Annotated in this window: 20 protein-coding genes and 1 tRNA gene; 12 read left to right on the forward strand and 9 right to left on the reverse strand. The window is 68.4% G+C overall.

Annotation, left to right across the window (positions count from 1 at the left end; genetic code table 11):
• Positions 1-9: 9 nt before the first annotated feature.
• From pheT to AC07RV_RS14275, 4 genes are all read left to right on the forward strand, one after another.
• Positions 10-2,451 carry a phenylalanine--tRNA ligase subunit beta gene (gene pheT, locus AC07RV_RS14260; RefSeq protein WP_296777498.1) on the forward strand — a complete coding sequence of 814 codons (2,442 nt, stop codon included), beginning with the start codon at positions 10-12 and terminating at the stop codon, positions 2,449-2,451.
• A 5-nt stretch (positions 2,452-2,456) separates the two neighbouring features.
• Complete coding sequence (locus tag AC07RV_RS14265; protein ID WP_093342889.1) at positions 2,457-2,828, forward strand: integration host factor subunit alpha; 372 nt, start codon at positions 2,457-2,459, stop codon at positions 2,826-2,828.
• A 73-nt stretch (positions 2,829-2,901) separates the two neighbouring features.
• Positions 2,902-3,363 (forward strand): MerR family transcriptional regulator, encoded by a 462-nt coding sequence (locus AC07RV_RS14270; protein ID WP_431512303.1) that lies wholly within the window; start codon positions 2,902-2,904, stop codon positions 3,361-3,363.
• A gap of 26 nt (positions 3,364-3,389) precedes the next feature.
• A tRNA-Pro gene (locus AC07RV_RS14275) sits at positions 3,390-3,466 on the forward strand.
• 95 nt (positions 3,467-3,561) lie between these two features.
• On the opposite strand, the gene AC07RV_RS14280 is transcribed toward AC07RV_RS14275, so the two are convergent.
• Complete coding sequence (locus AC07RV_RS14280) at positions 3,562-3,963, reverse strand: hypothetical protein (protein ID WP_296777504.1); 402 nt, start codon at positions 3,961-3,963, stop codon at positions 3,562-3,564.
• A gap of 69 nt (positions 3,964-4,032) precedes the next feature.
• Positions 4,033-4,455 (reverse strand): hypothetical protein, encoded by a 423-nt coding sequence (locus AC07RV_RS14285; protein WP_296777506.1) that lies wholly within the window; start codon positions 4,453-4,455, stop codon positions 4,033-4,035.
• A 218-nt stretch (positions 4,456-4,673) separates the two neighbouring features.
• Here AC07RV_RS14285 and AC07RV_RS14290 point away from each other — a divergent pair, with 218 nt between their 5' ends.
• Positions 4,674-4,904: a hypothetical protein gene (locus AC07RV_RS14290; protein ID WP_093342886.1), complete on the forward strand. Its 231-nt coding sequence runs from the start codon at positions 4,674-4,676 to the stop codon at positions 4,902-4,904.
• A 722-nt stretch (positions 4,905-5,626) separates the two neighbouring features.
• Here AC07RV_RS14290 and AC07RV_RS14295 read toward each other — a convergent pair.
• Positions 5,627-6,364 (reverse strand): DUF418 domain-containing protein, encoded by a 738-nt coding sequence (locus tag AC07RV_RS14295; RefSeq protein WP_296777511.1) that lies wholly within the window; start codon positions 6,362-6,364, stop codon positions 5,627-5,629.
• 250 nt (positions 6,365-6,614) lie between these two features.
• Here AC07RV_RS14295 and AC07RV_RS14300 point away from each other — a divergent pair, with 250 nt between their 5' ends.
• Positions 6,615-8,219 carry a phospholipase D family protein gene (locus AC07RV_RS14300; protein ID WP_296777684.1) on the forward strand — a complete coding sequence of 535 codons (1,605 nt, stop codon included), beginning with the start codon at positions 6,615-6,617 and terminating at the stop codon, positions 8,217-8,219.
• A 7-nt stretch (positions 8,220-8,226) separates the two neighbouring features.
• On the opposite strand, the gene AC07RV_RS14305 is transcribed toward AC07RV_RS14300, so the two are convergent.
• The 4 genes from AC07RV_RS14305 to AC07RV_RS14320 form a co-directional block, all read right to left on the reverse strand.
• The gene (locus tag AC07RV_RS14305; protein ID WP_093342883.1) at positions 8,227-8,736 is read right to left on the reverse strand and encodes a murein hydrolase activator EnvC family protein; all 510 of its coding nucleotides are present in this window, start codon (positions 8,734-8,736) and stop codon (positions 8,227-8,229) included.
• A 152-nt stretch (positions 8,737-8,888) separates the two neighbouring features.
• The gene (locus AC07RV_RS14310) at positions 8,889-9,380 is read right to left on the reverse strand and encodes a CreA family protein (RefSeq protein ID WP_296777519.1); all 492 of its coding nucleotides are present in this window, start codon (positions 9,378-9,380) and stop codon (positions 8,889-8,891) included.
• A 4-nt stretch (positions 9,381-9,384) separates the two neighbouring features.
• Positions 9,385-9,936: an NUDIX hydrolase gene (locus AC07RV_RS14315; protein ID WP_296777523.1), complete on the reverse strand. Its 552-nt coding sequence runs from the start codon at positions 9,934-9,936 to the stop codon at positions 9,385-9,387.
• A gap of 21 nt (positions 9,937-9,957) precedes the next feature.
• Positions 9,958-10,659 (reverse strand): fumarylacetoacetate hydrolase family protein, encoded by a 702-nt coding sequence (locus AC07RV_RS14320; RefSeq protein WP_208509969.1) that lies wholly within the window; start codon positions 10,657-10,659, stop codon positions 9,958-9,960.
• A 172-nt stretch (positions 10,660-10,831) separates the two neighbouring features.
• Between AC07RV_RS14320 and AC07RV_RS14325 the strand changes: the two genes are divergently transcribed.
• From AC07RV_RS14325 to pgeF, 3 genes are read left to right on the forward strand one after another with little or no spacing between them, the layout of a single operon-like run.
• The gene (locus AC07RV_RS14325; protein ID WP_296777532.1) at positions 10,832-11,749 is read left to right on the forward strand and encodes a tetratricopeptide repeat protein; all 918 of its coding nucleotides are present in this window, start codon (positions 10,832-10,834) and stop codon (positions 11,747-11,749) included.
• Positions 11,750-11,781: 32 nt separating this feature from the next.
• Positions 11,782-12,420, forward strand: a complete 639-nt coding sequence (gene maiA / locus AC07RV_RS14330) for a maleylacetoacetate isomerase (RefSeq protein ID WP_208509974.1) — start codon at positions 11,782-11,784, stop codon at positions 12,418-12,420.
• Positions 12,420-13,178, forward strand: coding sequence for a peptidoglycan editing factor PgeF (gene pgeF / locus AC07RV_RS14335; protein ID WP_296777539.1), 759 nt, complete (start codon positions 12,420-12,422; stop codon positions 13,176-13,178). The genes maiA and pgeF overlap by 1 nt, the downstream gene beginning before the upstream one ends.
• Here pgeF and AC07RV_RS14340 read toward each other — a convergent pair.
• Complete coding sequence (locus AC07RV_RS14340) at positions 13,110-13,433, reverse strand: hypothetical protein (protein WP_093342874.1); 324 nt, start codon at positions 13,431-13,433, stop codon at positions 13,110-13,112. The two genes, pgeF and AC07RV_RS14340, sit on opposite strands and share 69 nt — an antisense overlap.
• A gap of 180 nt (positions 13,434-13,613) precedes the next feature.
• On the opposite strand from AC07RV_RS14340, the gene phaC reads away from it, so the two are divergent.
• Positions 13,614-15,383, forward strand: coding sequence for a class I poly(R)-hydroxyalkanoic acid synthase (gene phaC / locus AC07RV_RS14345; RefSeq protein ID WP_296777543.1), 1,770 nt, complete (start codon positions 13,614-13,616; stop codon positions 15,381-15,383).
• A 43-nt stretch (positions 15,384-15,426) separates the two neighbouring features.
• Complete coding sequence (locus tag AC07RV_RS14350) at positions 15,427-16,605, forward strand: acetyl-CoA C-acetyltransferase (RefSeq protein ID WP_057596639.1); 1,179 nt, start codon at positions 15,427-15,429, stop codon at positions 16,603-16,605.
• A 25-nt stretch (positions 16,606-16,630) separates the two neighbouring features.
• Here the strand turns inward: AC07RV_RS14350 and AC07RV_RS14355 are convergent, their stop codons facing one another.
• Positions 16,631-17,263 carry a glutathione S-transferase family protein gene (locus tag AC07RV_RS14355; RefSeq protein ID WP_296777546.1) on the reverse strand — a complete coding sequence of 211 codons (633 nt, stop codon included), beginning with the start codon at positions 17,261-17,263 and terminating at the stop codon, positions 16,631-16,633.
• Positions 17,264-17,291: 28 nt separating this feature from the next.
• Between AC07RV_RS14355 and yghU the strand changes: the two genes are divergently transcribed.
• Positions 17,292-18,173, forward strand: coding sequence for a glutathione-dependent disulfide-bond oxidoreductase (gene yghU / locus AC07RV_RS14360; RefSeq protein WP_208507522.1), 882 nt, complete (start codon positions 17,292-17,294; stop codon positions 18,171-18,173).
• Positions 18,174-18,323: the final 150 nt, after the last annotated feature.

The following is an 18,323-nucleotide window of genomic DNA, read 5'->3' on the forward strand; positions in this document are numbered from 1 at the left end:
ATCGAAGAGATGCAATTCCCGGAATCCTGGCTGCGCGAGTTCTGCAACCCGCCCATCGACAGCGCCGAACTGGCCGAGACCCTCACCATGGGCGGCTTCGAGGTCGAGGAGCGCCGGCCGGCGGCGCCGCCCTTCACGCGCATCGTGGTGGGCGAGATCAAGGAAGCCGTCCAGCACCCGAACGCCGATCGCCTGCGCGTCTGCCAGGTCGACGCGGGGCAGGGCGCCTTGCTCAATATCGTGTGCGGCGCGCCCAATGCGCGCGTCGGCATCAAGGTGCCGTGCGCGCTGGTGGGCGCCGAACTGCCGCCCGGCGAGGACGGCAAGCCCTTCCTCATCAAGCTCGGCAAGCTGCGCGGCGTCGAGAGCCAGGGCATGCTGTGCTCGGCACGCGAGCTGCAGCTGAGCGAAGACCACGGCGGCCTGCTCGAACTCGCGGCCGACGCGCCCATCGGCGTCGACGTGCGCGAAGTGCTCAAGCTCGACGACACGCTGCTCACGCTCAAGCTCACGCCCAACCTCGCGCATGGTCTCAGCGTGTATGGCGTGGCGCGCGAACTCGCCGCGCTGACCGGCGCGCCGCTCAAGCCGCGCACCGTGGCGCCGGTCGAGGTGGCCTTCGCCGACAAGCTGCCCGTGAAGGTCGAGGCGCCCGAGCTCTGCGGCCGTTTCTCGGGCCGCATCGTGCGCGGCGTCGACACCCAGGTCGCCACACCGGCCTGGATGGTCGAGCGCCTCGCGCGCTGCGGCCAGCGCAGCGTCACGCCGCTGGTCGACATCTCGAACTACGTGATGTTCGAGTACGGCCAGCCCAGCCACATCTTCGACCTCGACAAGATCCACGGCGGCCTGACCGTGCGCTGGGGCAAGGCCGGCGAACAGCTCAAGCTGCTCAATGGCAACACCATCTCGGTCGACGACAAGGTGGGCGTGATCGCCGATGCGCGCGAGGTCGAATCGCTCGCGGGCATCATGGGCGGCGATGCCACCGCGGTCTCGGACGATACGCGCAACATCTACGTCGAGGCCGCGTTCTGGTGGCCCGAGGCCGTGCAGGGCCGCTCGCGCCGCTTCAACTTCTCGACCGACGCCGGCCACCGCTACGAGCGCGGCGTCGACCCGAGCCGCACCGTCGAGATCATCGAGCGCATCACGCAACTGATCGTCGAGATCTGCGGCGGCCAGGCCGGCGCCATGGACGACCAGATCCTGCGCGTGCCCGAGGCCCTGCCCGTGACGCTGCGCGTGGCGCGCGCAGCGCGCGTGATCGGCATGCCGCTGACCCAGGCCCAGTGCGTGGACGCGCTGCGTCGGCTGGGCTTCGCGCTGACCGAGGGCGATGGCACGCTGACCATCGTGCCGCCGCCGCATCGCTTCGATCTGCTGATCGAGGAAGACCTGATCGAAGAGGTCGCGCGCCTGATCGGCTTCAACAACCTGCCGACCACCGCGCCGCTCGCGCCGATCACCGCGCGCGTGCGTCCCGAGGCGCAGCGCAGCCGCTTCGCGGTGCGCCGCGGCCTCGCCGCGCTGGGCTACCAGGAAACCATCAACTTCAGCTTCGTCGAAGCCGACTGGGAGAAGGAGCTCGCGGGCAACGACAACCCGGTCAAGCTCTTGAACCCGATCGCGAGCCAGATGAGCGTGATGCGTTCGTCGCTGCTCGGCTCGCTGCTGCAGGTGCTCAAGTTCAACCTCGACCGCAAGGCGCCGCGCGTGCGCGTGTTCGAGCTGGGCCGCGTGTTCCTGCGCGACGACAGCGTGGCCACCACCGACAGCACCGTGCGCGGCGTGCACCAGCCGATGCGCGTGGCCGGCCTCGCCTGGGGCGATGCCGACGAAGCGCGCTGGGACGGCAAGGCGCAGCGCGTCGACTTCTACGACGTGAAGGGCGACGTCGAGGCGCTGCTCGCGCCGCTGGTGCCGCGCTTCGAATCCGCCGAACACCCGGCGCTGCATCCGGGCCGCTCGGCGCGCGTGACGGTCGACGGCAAGGCCATCGGCTTCGTCGGTGAACTGCATCCGCGCTGGCGCCAGAAGTGGGATTTCGCGCAGCCCGCCGTGCTGTTCGAACTCGACCTCGATGCCGTCACCGCGCGGCCCGTGCCGGTGGCGCAAGCCGTGCCCAAGCACCAGGCGGTCGAGCGCGACATCGCGGTGGTGGTGGCGGAAGCCGTCACGCACGATGCGCTGATCGACGCCATCCGTTCGACCGGCGCCGCGCAAGGCCTGCTGCGCGACGCCGTGCTGTTCGACATCTACCGTCCGCAGCCCGCGCGCGACGGCACGGTGGCCGCGGCCGGTGGCCTTGCACCCGGCGAGAAGAGCATGGCGGTGCGCCTGAGCTTCCAGGGCGACAGCGCCACCCTGACCGACGAGCAAGTCGAGCCGGCCGTGCGCGCCATCGTCGATCAACTGGCTGCGAAGGTGGGCGGACGCCTGAGAGGATGACCCGAATGAATGCCGTCGAATTCACGCTCGAAGCACTCGAGACGCCCGCGCTCACCAAGGCGCATCTGGCCGACCTGCTGTTCGAGCAGATCGGCCTGAACAAGCGCGAGTCCAAGGACATGGTCGAGGCTTTCTTCGACCTGGTTGCCAACAGCCTGATCGAAGGCACCGACGTGAAGATCTCGGGCTTCGGCAACTTCCAGATCCGCGTGAAGGCGCCGCGTCCGGGCCGCAATCCGCGCACCGGCGAAGCCATTCCGATCGGCGAGCGTCGCGTCGCCACCTTCCATGCGAGCGCGAAGCTCAAGGAACAGATTCACGGAAACATCGATCCGAACGCCGCCCCCGAGGTCGAGTGGAGCCTGGGTTCCGAATAGGACTTGTTCGGGCGCGCTTCCGTGGAGTAACCTCTGAGGTTTGCCGCGCGCAGACTTGATTTCAATGGAGAACATGGCCGACAAGGCACTCCCGCCCATTCCCGTCAAACGCTACTTCACCATCGGTGAGGTCGGCGAACTCTGCGGGGTGAAACCGCATGTGCTGCGCTACTGGGAGCAGGAGTTCACGCAGTTGCGCCCGATGAAGCGGCGCGGCAACCGGCGCTACTACCAGCACCACGAGGTGCTGATGATCCGCCGCATCCGCGACCTGCTGTACGACCAGGGCTTCACGATCAGCGGTGCACGCAACAAGCTGCAGGAACTGGTGCAGCACGAACGCGACCGCCGCAAGGCCGGCGAGGTTCCGCTCGAAGGCATGGAGGCCGTCGAGATCGATCACGAGGAGTTCGAGGCCGCGCTGCACGACGAAGAAGCCGCACCGAACGCGGCCCGCAGCGTCGACCTGTCGCAGTTGTTGCAGCTTCGCCGCGAGCTTTTTGAAATTCGTGAGTTGCTGACTGTCGGACGCTGAAAAGAGAAGGCTATAATCGAGAGCTTCGGTGTGTGGCGCAGCCTGGTAGCGCACTTGCATGGGGTGCAAGGGGTCGAAGGTTCGAATCCTTTCACACCGACCAATAATCATCGTCAGATGGAACAACGGGTCAGAGTCACAAGCTCTGACCCGTTTTTTTTGTTGTGTCCGAGAGGTGTTCGTTTCGTCGAGGCGCGATCAGTCGCGCGATGAATCCGGCGCGCTCAGTTCGCCGTTCCACGAATTGAACAGGTAGCCGCCCGTCGCATCCTGCAGCGTCGCCTGCACCTCGATCAGCGTGTTGATTTCGTCCAGCGTTTCGTCGAGGTCGTCGATGTCGATCTCGAAGCGGGCGTTGCATCCGCGCATGGCGGCGGCATGCACCGTGCCTTCGGCGATCTCGATGGCTTCCGCGTTCACGTGCGGCGCGGCGGACAGCCTGATCCGAAGGGCGGGCCCGTCGTCCTCCCATTGAACGACGAGCGCCTCGCCATCGGCGGCCACATCCAGGCCTTGCTCGGTCAACAGGCGCGCGGCCTCGTTCAGATCGGGGCTGGAGTCGCTCGATGCGAAGAAGACCATGGAGACGTCGTCGGCCATAGGCGGAGGTTCCTCGGGACTGGGATGGGAGGTCATTGTGCCGGGCCGACCGAGCCCGTCCCTCGAGGGCTACGCCGTCGCCCGGACTTCGAAGAACGCCTCGTCCGTATCGCCCAGATCGCGGAAGCCTGCTGTCCTGGCCGTGTCGTAGGCCTTGGCCCAGCGGCGCGCGAGCACGATGTCGGCCTTCGAGAGTTCGTTCTCGCTCGATTCGCTCGCGTTCTGGAAGGCGCGCAGCGCCGGCAGCACGTCGCCGCCCAGTTGCCGCTCGAGCTCGCGCTGGAAACGCCGCTGCGCCAAGCCAATGGCTTCGTCGCTGGCGCGGGCATAGTCGGCCAGGAGCACCTCGTAAGCGGCGGGAGGCTCGGTGTCGAGTTCCGTGGAAGACAGCGCGGGCCCGGCTTTCTGCCGCGCTGGCGGTGCTTCTTCGAAGGGCTCTGGAAGGGCGCCATCGACGATGGCCGGTTGATGGAACAGCTCAACTTGGGTCATGGGAAGAATCGGCGTGGAAATACTGTTTGAATATACAGTGATTTCGCGACAAGCAGATGTCTGAAAGCGATGCGCCGATCCGTGCCGCCTGAAGCCGCGCTGCCGCGCGATATCGCCGCCAACCCTTTACCGACCGTCACAACTCCGCCGGCGCCTGACATGTTCCTGAGACCTTGTCGCGAGAATAATCCCGCACTCAAGAAAAAAATGGACATCCGATGCAGCACATCGAAATCCTCAAAAAGGGCGGCTTCGTTGCACGCCGCCACATCCAGGACCGAGAAAATGGCGAATGGCCCGCGTGGGTGACTTTCGAGAAGGAAGGCCAGGCCACTCGGCGCATCCGCCACGGCATTGGCACCTTCAGGTCCGAAGAAGAGCTTCTCTCGAACTGCGTCGCCTTTGCCCATCGCATGATCGACGAAGGAAAGACGGGCTTTCGCCTCTGAACCGCGGGGCCTCGACGCTGGGCCCTCGCACTCTCAGGCGGCGCGCACGCTCACAGCGCCGCGCCTGACGCTCACCGAGCCGCCGCCGGGCCTCTCAGAGGCTGCCGAAGCCGGTCTGGCCGATGACGACATGCTCGCGTTCGACCCGAGGCTTCGGCTGTCGTCGCGGCTTCTCCGCCCGCAGGATGGCCAGCATGGCCATGAGGGCAGCGCCGGCACCGATGCCGGCTATGAAAACGAAAGCGATAAAGAAAGGGTCGGATGCTCGCATGCGGTCCTAACGTAAGTTCGCACCCCACGGTTTACAGGGGGTTACACATATACGTTTGTACCGCAAGCCAGCAGGGACCGGAAGAGCAGAGCCCCCACCCGTGACGGGCGTGCTACAGAACCCTGGCCCGCTTGGGTGGGCCCCGGCGCGGAGGCTTCCTGCTGCTCAGGCTGGCGAGGGCCCGTTCCACGTCCCGTGGGGGCAGCAGCTGCGACTTGCCGCAGTTCTTGCAGCGGTAGGGTTTCAGCCACGGAAAGAAGCGCATCCAGGCCTGCTGCAGGCTGCTGTCCAGATGCTCGATGCTGCAGGGGCAGGGCGAAAACGGGTTGGCCATGAAATTCCCGGCGCGGGCGCGGGCGCGGTGTTGCGTGGTCCCTGGGAGGCTCTCCGGCCATCCGCCGAGAATTGTTGCAGTGCATTGTTAAATCTCTCTTAGAGGCGCCCGCCGGCATCAGACCTGTCCTTCCCGCTTCGAGCGCATCGGCGCCATGCGCCCCTGTACCAGGCTGCGCCAGGCCCATTCCAGGGGGCCGAGCCGGTAGCGCCGCAGCCACCAGCAACTCGCGGCCGCTTGCAGTGCCAGGATCGCCATGCAGGCCACGGCGAGGCCCGCCACGCCGAACTTCGGGCACAGACCCGGGCCGACGCCGTAGAACAGGCTCAGGCCCACCAGCATCTGCACGAGACCGTTGCTCCATGCCATGCGCCCCAGCGGTGTCAGCTTGCGCAGCCGGCGCCGCCAGGCGGCGTGCTGGAACAGCAGCACGAAAGCCGCGATGCAGAAAAGCCCCTGGGCCAGCGCCGTCGCCGCGTGCGGCAGGCCGGTCGTGAATCGGCCCGCTGGAACGTGCAGCGCGAGCAGCAAGCCCGTCGCGAGGCTCGCCAGCAGCAGCCGGCGCCAGAACCGCCGATGAGCCACCGACTGCCGCAGCGCGTCCGCATGGCCGAAGACAAGGCCGGCCAACAGTCCCGCCAGCACGAGGAGCGGCCACGAGACGGCGGCGCCCGTGAAGTCGAACGGCGAGAAGCCGCGCAGGCCCACGACCGGCACGCCGAACAACACGAAGCCGCGCAAGGCATCGACGAGTTCGAGCCGGCGCGGCCTGGCGTCTTCCGCGGTGGCGGCGGTGCGGGCCATTGGCCAGGTCGAAGAAAGAGGAAGAGGCGGCGTGGCGAGTCCGAGGGTCATCGATGTGCGGCAGGGTCTGCGAAGCGATGGAGGGAACCCGGCATGGCGCGGCAGGCCGCCAGGTGCGAGACGCCATGGCCGTGGGCGATGCGCGTCGGCCACCGATGCTAGGCAGGCGCATTGCCTCAACATTACGCAGGCTGCGTGGGTCGTCGCCTCGTGGTAGAAACCGCCGCCCGCATCGCCTTCCGGTGCGGCCATCTCCTTGCCACACCCATCCGCTTCGCCCGCCACCTTGCCTGCAGGCCGCATCGGCCGCGCATGGCCGACGCTCGTCCTCTGGCTCACGCTCGGTTTCGCGCTGCTGTTGGGCGGTTGCGCGGGCCTGCCCACCGAGGTCGCGCGCCGGTCGTCGGTGACGATCCCGAACGGCGCCGACACCACGCTCGGCCGCCTCGTGAGGGCGACCGCGCCGCGCAGCGAAGACGAGCCGCTCAGCGGTTTTCGCCTGCTGCCGATGGCGCAGTTCTCGCTGCATGCGCGCATCGAGCTGATCCGCCGCGCCGAGCGCTCGATCGACGTGCAGTACTACCTGGTGCAGAACGACGAGACCGGCCGCTACCTGCTGCGCCACCTGCGCGACGCGGCCCAGCGCGGCGTGCGCGTGCGGCTGCTGGTCGACGATCTCTACACGGCCGGCGCCGATCCGCTGTTCCGGGGCCTGGCCGCGTATCCGAACGTCGAGGTGCGGATGTTCAATCCCTTCCCCGCCGGGCGCGAGCACTTCGGCACGCGCTGGACCGCGTCGCTGCTCGACTTCAACCGCGTGCACCGCCGCATGCACAACAAGCTGTTCGTGGTCGACGACACGATGGCGGTGATGGGCGGGCGCAACATCGCCAACGAGTACTTCCTGCGCGACGGCGGCTCGAACTTCATCGACATCGACACGCTGGTGGCCGGGCCCGTGGTCCACAAGCTGTCCTCGCTGTTCGACATCTACTGGAACAGCCCCTACGTCTACCCGATCGAGTCGCTGGTGTCGGCCGACGGCGCATCGCCGCAGGCACTGCGCTCGCGCTTCGACGAACTCACGAGCGGGCCGGGCACGCCCGAGCCCGAGCAGCCCTCGGCCACCGATCTGCTGGGCCACCATCCGCTGGCCGCCGATCTCGATACGGGCCAGCTGCAACTGGCGTGGGCGCGCGCCGAGGCCTACGCGGACGCGCCCGCCAAGGCGCTGGCGCCCGAGGAGGGCCGCGGCGCGCCGGCCGATGTCTCGCCCGACAGCGTGCAGTTCAACCTTCAGCGCCACCTGCGCGGCGCGCGCACCGAGATCATGCAGACCACGCCCTACCTGATCCCGGGCCGCGGCGGCATGGAAACCATCCGGCATGTGCGCGGCAACGGCGTGGGCTACATCATGGTCACCAACTCGCTGGCGGCCACCGACGAGTCGCTGGTGCACATCGGCTACCGCCGCTACCGCGCCGAGATGCTGCGTCTGGGCGTGGCGCTCTACGAACTCAGTCCCAAGCGGGTCGAGCAGAGCCGGCGCTTCGGCATGTACGAGACCTCGAGCGGCCGGCTGCACGGCAAGTCGGCGGTGATCGACGGGCGCACGGTCTTCATCGGCTCGATGAACTTCGATCCGCGCTCGGTGCTGCACAACACCGAGATCGGGCTCTTCATCTTCAGCCCGCAGATCGCGCAGCAGCTCAACAGCCTGATCGGCTTCATCCGGCTCGATGGCGCCTACCAGCTGCAGCTCGGGCCGCGCGGTGGCATCGAATGGGTGAGCCCGGCCGCGGGCGATGGTGCCGACACCATCCTGCACACCGAGCCGGAGACGAATTTCTGGGCGCGCTGGCGGCTCGAGCTGCTCGCGCCGCTGGTGCCCGAGAGCCTGCTGTGAGGCTCTCTTACTGCTGCAGCCGGCCGCTCAGGTAGGGCTCGGGATCGACGGCCACGCCGTTCTTGCGGATCTCGAAGCGCAGCTTCACGCGGTTGGCATCGCCGCCCGATCCCATCTCGGCGATCTTCTCGCCCTGGCGCACCACCGCGCCTTCCTTCACGAGGATGGTGCTCGCGTGGGCATAGGCGGTGAGGAAGGTCTCGTTGTGCTTGACGATGACCATGTTGCCGTAGGCGGCCAGCTCGTTGCCCACGTACACCACGCGGCCGTCGGCCGAGGCCACGATCGGGTCGCCGAGGTTGCCGGCGATGTCCACGCCCTTGTTGCGCACGCCGTCGAAGCGGCCGATGGTGGTGCCGGCGGCGGGCCGGATGAACATGGCCTGGCGTTGCGGCGGGGCCGTCGTGGTGCGACCGGGCTGCTGCATGGGCGGCAACGGCGTGGTCGTGCAGGCGGCGATGCCGGCGGCGAGCAGCGCCGCGGCGCCGATTCGGAAAACGGAAGTCTGAAGGTGCATGGCGCTCGGTTGGAACGGGGGCGTTCTGAAGGGTTCCTTCGGATCTCGGGGCCGGGTGGTCCCGGCCGGTCGATGCTAGCAAAGTCGCCGGCACGTTCCCATCGGGCCGGCAGGGACTTCCCGCGCGCGGACGGCCGCGCGGCTTCAGGCGATCACTTCAGCGGGATCGGCGTGCCGCGGTCGATCGGCACCGCGGTGACGCTGTTCTTCGGCGAGCCGTCGATCAGCAGGTCGGAGTAGGTGAGGTAGACCAGCGTGTTGCGCCGTGGGTCGACCATGCGCACCACGCGCAGCCGCTTGAACAGCACCGACAGCCGTTCGCTGTAGACCTCCTCGCGCTTGGGCAGCGGCTGCGTCACGTTCACCGGGCCGACCTGGCGGCAGGCGATCGAGGCCTCGGCCTTGTCCTCGGCCACGCCGAAGGCGCCCGCGATGCCGCCGGTCTTGGCGCGCGACACGTAGCAGGTCACGCCGTTGACCTTGGGGTCGTCGTAGGCCTCGATCACGATCTTGTGGTCGGGGCCGATCAGCTTGAAGGCGGTGTCGACCTCGCCCACTGTCTCGGCGCGGGCCGCGTTGGCGGCCAGCAGGGCGGCGGCGAACGCGAGCGCCGCGCCGCGTCGAAGGGAGATGGCGTGCTTCATCGGTTCAGACGATGTCGATCGTGTGGACGCGGTCGAAACTGCCGCGGCGCCGATCCTCGAAGTAGTGCTGCAGCGCCTCGCGCACCGTGCGGAAGGCGATCTCGTCCCAGGGAATCTCCTCTTCGGCGAAGAGCCTGGCCTCGATGGTCTCGTGGCCCGGATCGAAGCGGTCGTCGAGCAGGCGCGCACGGTAGAACAGGTGCACCTGTCCTACGCGCGGCACGCTCATCACGGCGAACAGGCTCTCGATCTCGAAATTCGCACCGGCTTCCTCGTCGGTCTCGCGCGCCGCGCCCTGGGCCGTGGTCTCCTCGAGCTCCATGAAGCCCGCCGGCAGCGTCCATTTGCCCCAGCGCGGCTCGATGTTGCGCTTGCACAGCAGCACCTTGTCGCCCAGCACGGGGATGGTCCCCACCACGTTGAGCGGGTTCTCGTAGTGGATCGTGTTGCAGGCCGGGCAGACGGCGCGTTCCTTGGTGTCGCCGTCGTCGGGCACGCGGTAGACCACCGCGGTGCCGCAGTTCTTGCAATGCTTGATGGGGATGCGCAGCAGCATGGGGCGGGCGTGCTCGCGGCCTCAGACGATCTTGACGGTCAGCACTGGCAGGCCGGCGACCTCGCCCACCAGCGTGTCGCCCGCGACCACCGCTGCCACCCCTTCGGGCGTGCCGCTGTAGATCAGGTCGCCTGGCTGCAGCTCCCAGGCCGCCGACAGGTGCTCGATGGTCTCGGCCACGTTCCAGATCAGCTTGCTCACGTTGCTGCGCTGGCGATCGCTGCCGTTCACCTGCAGCGAAATCTCTGCCTTCTCCGCGTCGCCGGCCTGCGCCACCGGCACGATCGGGCCGATCGGCGCGCTCTGCTCGAAGCCCTTGCCGATGTCCCAGGGGCGGCCCTGCTTCTTCATCTCGTTCTGCAGGTCGCGGCGGGTCATGTCCAGGCCCACGGCGTAGCCGAAGATGTGCTTGTGCGCGTCGGCGGCCGCGATGTTCTTGCCGCCGGTGCCGATCGCCACCACGAGCTCGATCTCGTGGTGCAGGTTCTTGGTCAGCGTGGGGTAGTCCACGGTGCCGGTCTGGCCGGCCTCGACCACCACGGCGGCGTCGGCCGGCTTCATGAAGAAGAACGGCGGTTCGCGGCCGGTGAAGCCCATTTCCTTGGCGTGATCTTCGTAGTTGCGGCCCACGCAGTAGATGCGGTGCACCGGGAAGCGGGCGGTCTGTCCGACGACGGGAACGGAAACGGTCGCAGGCGGGGCGAAGACGAACTCGGAGGCCATGGAAAAGTATCCTTTGGAGGCGAAGCGGGAGAGGGGGAAGCCGGCAGTGTGCCAGAGGCGCCGGCCGGCCGCCGGGCAGCGGGGGCGGCCATCGGGGTATGCGGGCCGAGGTGCCGCGTTCAGGGCGCAGAATACGGCCCGTTTTCCGCCCCCGACCGCTTCGCTCCTCCCCATGCCCCTTCGATTCGGAAAAGCCGGCAAGGCCCAGGCCTGCAACGACCTCGGCAACACGCGCCAGGACGACGGCGACGAGGACGGCGCGCTGCAGGCCTATGCCGAGGCCAGCAGCCACCGTCCCGACTGGGCCGTGCCCTGGTACAACGCCGGCCTGATCCACAAGTACCGCGGCGACTGGGCCGCCTCGCTCGAGGCCAATGCGCGCGCCGTGCAGTGCGATCCGGGCAACGAGGGCGCGATCTGGAACCTCGGCATCGCCGCCACCGCGCTCGGCGACTGGACCACGGCGCGGCGCGCCTGGCGCCTCTACGGCATCCCGCTGGCCGAGGGCGAGGGCCCGGTCGACCACTTCGCCGGCCTGACGCCGATCCGCGTGCATGGCGACGAGGCCAGCGAGGTGCTGTGGGCCGACCGCATCGATCCCGCGCGCGCGATCCTGCGCAACGTACCGCTGCCGGGCTCGGGCCACCGCTACGGCGACCTCGTGCTGCACGACGGCGCGCCCAACGGCTACCGGCTGCACCAGGGGCGCGAGCTGGCGGTGTTCGATGCGCTCGAGCTGATCGCGCCTTCCGACTACGCCACCTTCGAGCTCTGGATCGACGAGGCGTCGCAGGACGAGATCGACACCCTGATCGCGCGCTTCCACGCGGTGGGCGACGGCGCCGAGAACTGGAGCCTCGGCATCCGCATGCTGTGCGCGGCCTGTTCCGAAGGCCGGCCCTACGGCGACGGCGAGGGCCACGAACATCCGGCCGACCAGACCGTGGGCCCGCGCGGGCCCTGGCGCCTGGGCCTGGCCACGCGCGGGGAGGCCGCGGCCCGCGCCCTGCTCGACGACTGGCAGCGGGAACATCCCGCGGCCGCCCCGCGCGACCTGCGCTGCGTGCTTGCCGCAGCGTCCCGCTCATGAATCGCACCGACGCTATCCTCGAAACCATGACCATGAAGCTGCACAACTACTTCCGCTCCTCCTCCTCGTTCCGCGTGCGCATCGCGCTCGAGCTCAAGGGACTCGACTACGAATACATCCCCGTGCACATCGCGCGCGGAGAGCACCGCACCGGCCCGTACGCGGCGATCTCGGCCGACAAGCTGGTGCCGATGCTGGAGGACGAGGGCGAGCGCTTCTCGCAGTCGCTGGCGATCATGGAGTACCTCGACGAGGTGCATCCCGAGCCGCCGCTGCTGCCGAGCGATCCCGCGGGCCGCGCCCACGTGCGCGCGCTGGCGCAATCGATCGCCTGCGAGATCCATCCGCTGAACAACCTGCGCGTGCTCAAGTACCTCGTGAAGGAACTCAAGCTCGACGAGGAAGCCAAGAACGCCTGGTACCGCCACTGGGTGCGCGACGGCATGCTGGCCTTCGAACGCCAGCTCGCGCTGCAGCCCGCCAGCACCTTCTGCTGGGGCGAGAAGCCCACGCTGGCCGACTGCTGCCTGGTGCCGCAGGTCTTCAACGGCCGCCGCTTCGACTGCGACTTCAGCGACCTGCCGCGCAGCATGGCCGCCTTCGACGCCTGCATGCAGCTCGACGCCTTCCAGCGCGCGCAGCCCTCGCAGTCGCCCGACGCGGAGGCCTGATGGCGCAGCCCTGGCTGGTGCCCGACTGGCCGGTGCCGGCCCATGTGCGCGCCGTCTGCACCACGCGCGAGGGCGGCGTTTCGCAGGGGCGCTATGCCAGCTTCAACCTCGGCGACCACGTCGGCGACGACCCGGCCCATGTCGCGGCCAACCGCGCGCGGCTGCGCGAGGCGATCGGCACGCGGCCGGTGTTCCTGCAGCAGGTGCACGGCACGGGCCTGGTGTCGCTCGACGCGCCGGACGTGGTCGACGGCACCGCGGCCGATGCCTGCACCGCCACGGTGCCGGGCGCGGCCTGCACGATCATGGTCGCCGACTGTCTGCCGGTGCTGTTCTGCGACACCGCGGGCCACCGCGTGGCGGCCGCGCACGCGGGCTGGCGCGGGCTCGCGGGCGGCGTGCTGGAGCAGGCCTTCCGCGCCTTCCAGGACGACGGGCAATCCGGCAGCGACGTCATCGCCTGGCTCGGCCCCTGCATCGGCCCCTCGGCCTTCGAGGTCGGCGCCGAGGTCAAGGCCGCCTTCGAGGCCCATGCGCTCGAGGCGGCCGGCTGCTTCCGGCCGGGCGCCGCGCCGGGCAAGTGGCTGGCCGACCTGCCCGCGCTCGCGCGCCAGCGGCTGCGCGCGCTCGGCATCGATCGGATCCACGGCAACGACGGCGGCGACGCCTGGTGCACCGTGCGCAATGCCTCAGGGTTCTTTTCGCACCGGCGCGACGGGGTCAGCGGGCGTTTCGCCGCGCTGGTCTGGAAGGTCTGAATGCCCGGCCTGCGCCGCCAGTTCCTCGGCGGCCGCGCGCCGCGCCGCCTCCTGCGCGGCCAGCTCCTTTTCCTTCAGCGCCCGGCGCCGCGCGGGCGTGCTCATCAGGTAAACCACCAGTGTCACGGGGGCGAGCCCGTACAGTAGAAAGGTGATGATGGCGCCGAGCACGGTGCCGGTGGTGTTGGTGGCCTCGGCCACCGCCATCATCAGCACCACGTAGAGCCAGCCGATCACGACGAGATGAATGAACATGGGGAAGGAGAGCGGGGCGAACGAAAGAGGAAGTAAAGCGTGTTTCCACACCGGCCGTGCGATGACGGCCACCGGGGTCCGGACCGCGCCGGCGCGGCGTTGTGAGCGTCTTGCGAATGCAGCATACTCAAACGACGCAAAGCCATCCGGATCGATTTCAGGCGAGGAGCAGGAGACACCATGACGAAAGCAACGGGGGCCGACGCGTTCGAACCCTTTCAACAGGCGCTCACCCAGGGGTGGCGCAAGGCGCTGGAGTCCTTCCAGCAGCCGGCCGGGCAGGGCGCCTGGACCGGCAATGGCAAGCCCCTATGGCAGATGCCGCAAATACCTGAGATGCCCGGCATGCCTTCCTTGGGCGCGATGCCGGAATTGCCCAAGTTCTCGATCGATCCCGCGGCACTGCAGGCCATCCAGCAGCAGTACCTCGCGGAAGCCACCGCGCTCTGGGGCCAGGGCTTCGGCGCCAAGCCCGAGGGCGACCGGCGCTTCGCCGGCGAGGCCTGGAGCGGCAACCCGCTGTCGGCCTTCTCGGCCGCGATCTACCTGCTCAACGGCCGCACCCTGCTGAAGATGGCCGAGGCCATCGATGCCGACGAGAAGACCAAGGCGCGGCTGCGCTTCGCGGTCGAGCAGTGGATGGCGGCCTCGTCGCCGAGCAACTCGCTGGCCTTCAATGCCGAGGCGCAGAAGAAGGCCATCGAGACCCAGGGCGAGAGCATCGCCAAGGGCATCCAGAACCTGCTGCACGACGTGCGCCAGGGCCACCTGAGCATGACCGACGAGAGCGCCTTCGAAGTGGGGCGCAACGTCGCCACCACCGAGGGCGCGGTGGTGTTCGAGAACGCGTTCTTCCAGCTGCTCGAATACAAGCCGCTGACCGCCAAGGTCTACGAGCGCCCGTTCCTGCTGGTGCCGCCGTGCATCAACAAGTTCTACATCCTCGACCTGCAGCCCGAGAACTCGCTGATCCGCTATGCCAACGAGCAAGGCCACCGCGTGTTCGTGGTGAGCTGGCGCAATCCCGACGAGTCGCTCGCGCAGGCCACCTGGGACGACTACATCGAGCAGGCAGCGATCGAGGCCATCCACCGCGTGCAGGAGATCAGCGGCAGCCCGCAGATCAACACGCTGGGCTTCTGCGTCGGCGGCACCATCCTGTCGACCGCGCTCGCGGTGCTGGCCGCGCGCGGCGAGAAGCCGGCCGCCTCGGTCACCTTGCTGACCACCTTCCTCGACTTCAGCGACACCGGCATCCTCGACATCTTCGTCGACGAGCCCATGGTGCAGTACCGCGAGATGCAGCTCGGCAAGGGCGGCCTGCTGCCCGGCGGCGACCTGGCCTCCACCTTCAGCTTCCTGCGTCCCAACGACCTGGTCTGGAACTACGTGGTGGGCAACTACCTCAAGGGCGAGACCCCGCCGCCCTTCGACCTGCTCTACTGGAACAGCGACGCCACCAACCTGCCGGGCCCGTTCTACGCCTGGTACCTGCGCAACACGTACCACGAGAACAAGCTGGCCGAGCCCGATGCGCTCACGGTCTGCGGCGAGAAGATCGACCTGCGCCGCATCGACATCCCGGCCTACGTCTACGGCTCGCGCGAGGACCACATCGTGCCGATTGGGGGCGCCTACGCCTCGACGCAAATCCTGCCGGGCAAGAAGCGCTTCGTGATGGGCGCCTCGGGCCACATCGCGGGCGTGATCAACCCGCCGGCCAAGAACAAGCGCAGCCACTGGATCCGTGCCGACGGCAAGCTGCCGAAGACGCAGGCCGAATGGCTGGCCGGCGCGCAGGAGCATCCGGGCAGCTGGTGGACCGACTGGTCCCAGTGGCTCAAGGGCCATGCGGGCAAGCAGATCCCCGCGCCCAAGACCTACGGCAAGGGCAAGGCCTACCAGGCCATCGAGCCCGCCCCGGGTCGCTACGTCAAGGCCCGCGCCTGACGCCCGCATTACCGAATTTCAAATCACCTCAACGGAGAACCTCATGGAAGACATCGTCATCGTTTCGGCCGCGCGCACCGCCGTCGGCAAGTTCGGCGGCTCGCTCGCCGGCATCGCGGCCACCGAACTGGGCGCCATCGTCATCAAGGAAGTGATCGCGCGTGCCAACCTCACGCCCGAGCAGGTCGGCGAAGCCATCATGGGCCAGGTGCTCGCGGCCGGCGCCGGCCAGAACCCCGCGCGCCAGGCGTGGCTCAAGAGCGGTGGCGCCAAGGAGACGCCCGCGCTCACGATCAACGCCGTCTGCGGCTCGGGCCTGAAGGCCGTGATGCTCGCGGCCCAGGCCGTGGCCACGGGTGACAGCGACATCGTCGTGGCCGGCGGCCAGGAGAGCATGAGCCTCGCGCCGCACGTGCTGCCGAATTCGCGCAACGGCCAGCGCATGGGTGACTGGAAGCTGGTCGACACCATGATCGTCGACGGCCTGTGGGACGTCTACAACCAGTACCACATGGGCATCACGGCCGAGAACGTGGCCAAGAAGTACGGCATCGACCGCGCCGCGCAGGACGAACTGGCGCTCGCCAGCCAGACCAAGGCCGCCGCCGCGCAGGACGCCGGCAAGTTCAAGGACGAGATCGTTCCCGTCACCATCCCGCAGAAGAAGGGCGACCCGGTCGTCTTCGACAAGGACGAGTTCATCAACCGCAAGACCAGCGCCGAAGGCCTGGCCGGCCTGCGCCCCGCCTTCGACAAGGCCGGCGGCGTGACCGCGGGCAATGCCTCGGGCCTGAACGACGGCGCCGCCGCCGTGCTCGTGATGACCGCCAAGAAGGCGGCCGCCCTCGGCCTCAAGCCGCTGGGCCGCATCGCCAGCTACGCCACCGCCGGCCTCGACCCCGCGATCATGGGCATGGGCCCGGTGCCGGCCTCGACCAAGGCGCTGCAGCGCGCCGGCTGGAAGGCCGCCGACCTCGACCTGCTCGAGATCAACGAAGCCTTCGCCGCGCAGGCCTGCGCCGTGAACAAGGAAATGGGCTGGGACATCAACAAGGTCAACGTCAACGGCGGCGCCATCGCCATCGGCCATCCGATCGGCGCGTCGGGCTGCCGCATCCTGGTGACGCTGCTGCACGAGATGCAGCGCCAGAACGCCAAGAAGGGCATCGCCTCGCTGTGCATCGGCGGCGGCATGGGCGTGGCGCTCACCATCGAGCGCTGACCCCTCGGCGCGCCGTCGTCGTCGCTCAGAGCGACATCGACGGCCGCTGCGCCATCGCCGCGCGCCAGCGCACCAGCTCGGGGTGCCGTTCCCCGGGCTTCACGCGCACGATGCGCGCGAAATCCACCGCCACCGCGGCGGTGATGTCGGCCAGGCTGAAGCGGTCGGTCGCGATGAACTCGCGGCCGGCCAGCCGGTCGTTCAGCGTCTCGAAGAAATGCTGCACCCGCGCCAGCCCGCGCTGCGCGAGCTCGGGGATCTGCGCATAGTTCACCGGGCCCGGCAGTGCGCGGTCGGCCATGGCCGGCGAGCCATTGCGCAGGGTCTCGGCGATTGCTAGCAGGCCCTCGAATTCCACGCGCCAGTTCCAGCTCGCGACCTCGGCCTTCTCGGCCGGCGTGCGGCCCATCAGCGGCGGCTCGGGATGGCGCGCCTCGGCCCAGGCCGCGATGGCGGCGTTGTCGGTCAGCAGGCCGTCTTCTTCGGTGCGCAGCGCCGGCACCGTGCATTGCGGATTGATCGCGCGGTAGGCCGCGCCCATTTGCTCACCACGAACCAGGTCGACCTGCACCGTCTCGTGGGCAATGCCCTTCTCGGCCAGCAGGATGCGCGCGCGGCGCGGACTCGGCGCTGTGGCGCAGTCATAGAGAATGATCATCGTCTGTCCAACTCCTGGAACTCATTGCATGAATGGCACGACCGCCTATACGCCGCCCACCGTCTGGTCCTGGAACAAGGAAAGCGGCGGCCGCTTCGCGAACATCAATCGCCCGATCGCGGGTGCCACCCATGAGAAGGACCTGCCGGTGGGGCGGCATCCGCTGCAACTCTATTCGCTGGCGACGCCCAATGGCGTGAAAGTGACGGTGATGCTCGAGGAACTGCTGGCGCTGGGCCACGCGGGCGCCGAATACGACGCCTGGCTGATCCGTATCAGCGAGGGCGATCAGTTCGGCAGCGGCTTCGTGGCCGTCAATCCCAACTCCAAGATTCCCGCGCTGCTGGACCGCAGCGGCGCCACGCCGATCCGCGTCTTCGAGTCGGGCGCGATCCTGCAGTACCTGGCCGAGAAGTTCGGCAATGCCTTCCTGCCGACCGAGCGCGCGGCGCGCGCCGAATGCCTGTCGTGGCTGTTCTGGCAGATGGGCAGCGCGCCCTACCTGGGCGGCGGCTTCGGCCACTTCTATGCCTATGCGCCGACCAAGATCGAGTACGCGATCGACCGCTTCGCGATGGAGGTCAAGCGCCAGCTCGACGTGCTCGATCGCCGGCTGGCCGAGAGCCGCTACCTCGCGGGCGACGACTACACCATCGCCGACATCGCGGTCTGGCCCTGGTACGGCGCCCTCGCTAAGGGGCAGCTCTACGAATCGGGCGAGTTCCTGCAGGTGAGCGAATACAGGAACGTGCTGCGCTGGAACGACGAGATCGCCCAGCGCCCCGCGGCGCAGCGCGGCCGCATGGTCAACCGCGCCTGGGGCCAGCCCGAGAGCCAGCTGCACGAGCGCCACGACGCGGGCGACTTCCAGACCCGCACGCAGGACAAGCTCGGCGCCAACCCGGGCTGAGCCTGTTGATCTTGTACACCGCCCGTTTTTTGAGCAAAGTGTGGAATCCCTTTATAAAACAACGACTTAAATTCGTTTTACAAGGCTCCACATGAGTTGTCCCCAAAGTTGTGCACAGAAAGTGGGGATGAAGCGGCGGAACTCAGGAGT

The sequence above is a fragment of the Variovorax sp. GW821-FHT09B01 genome (assembly GCF_059418345.1).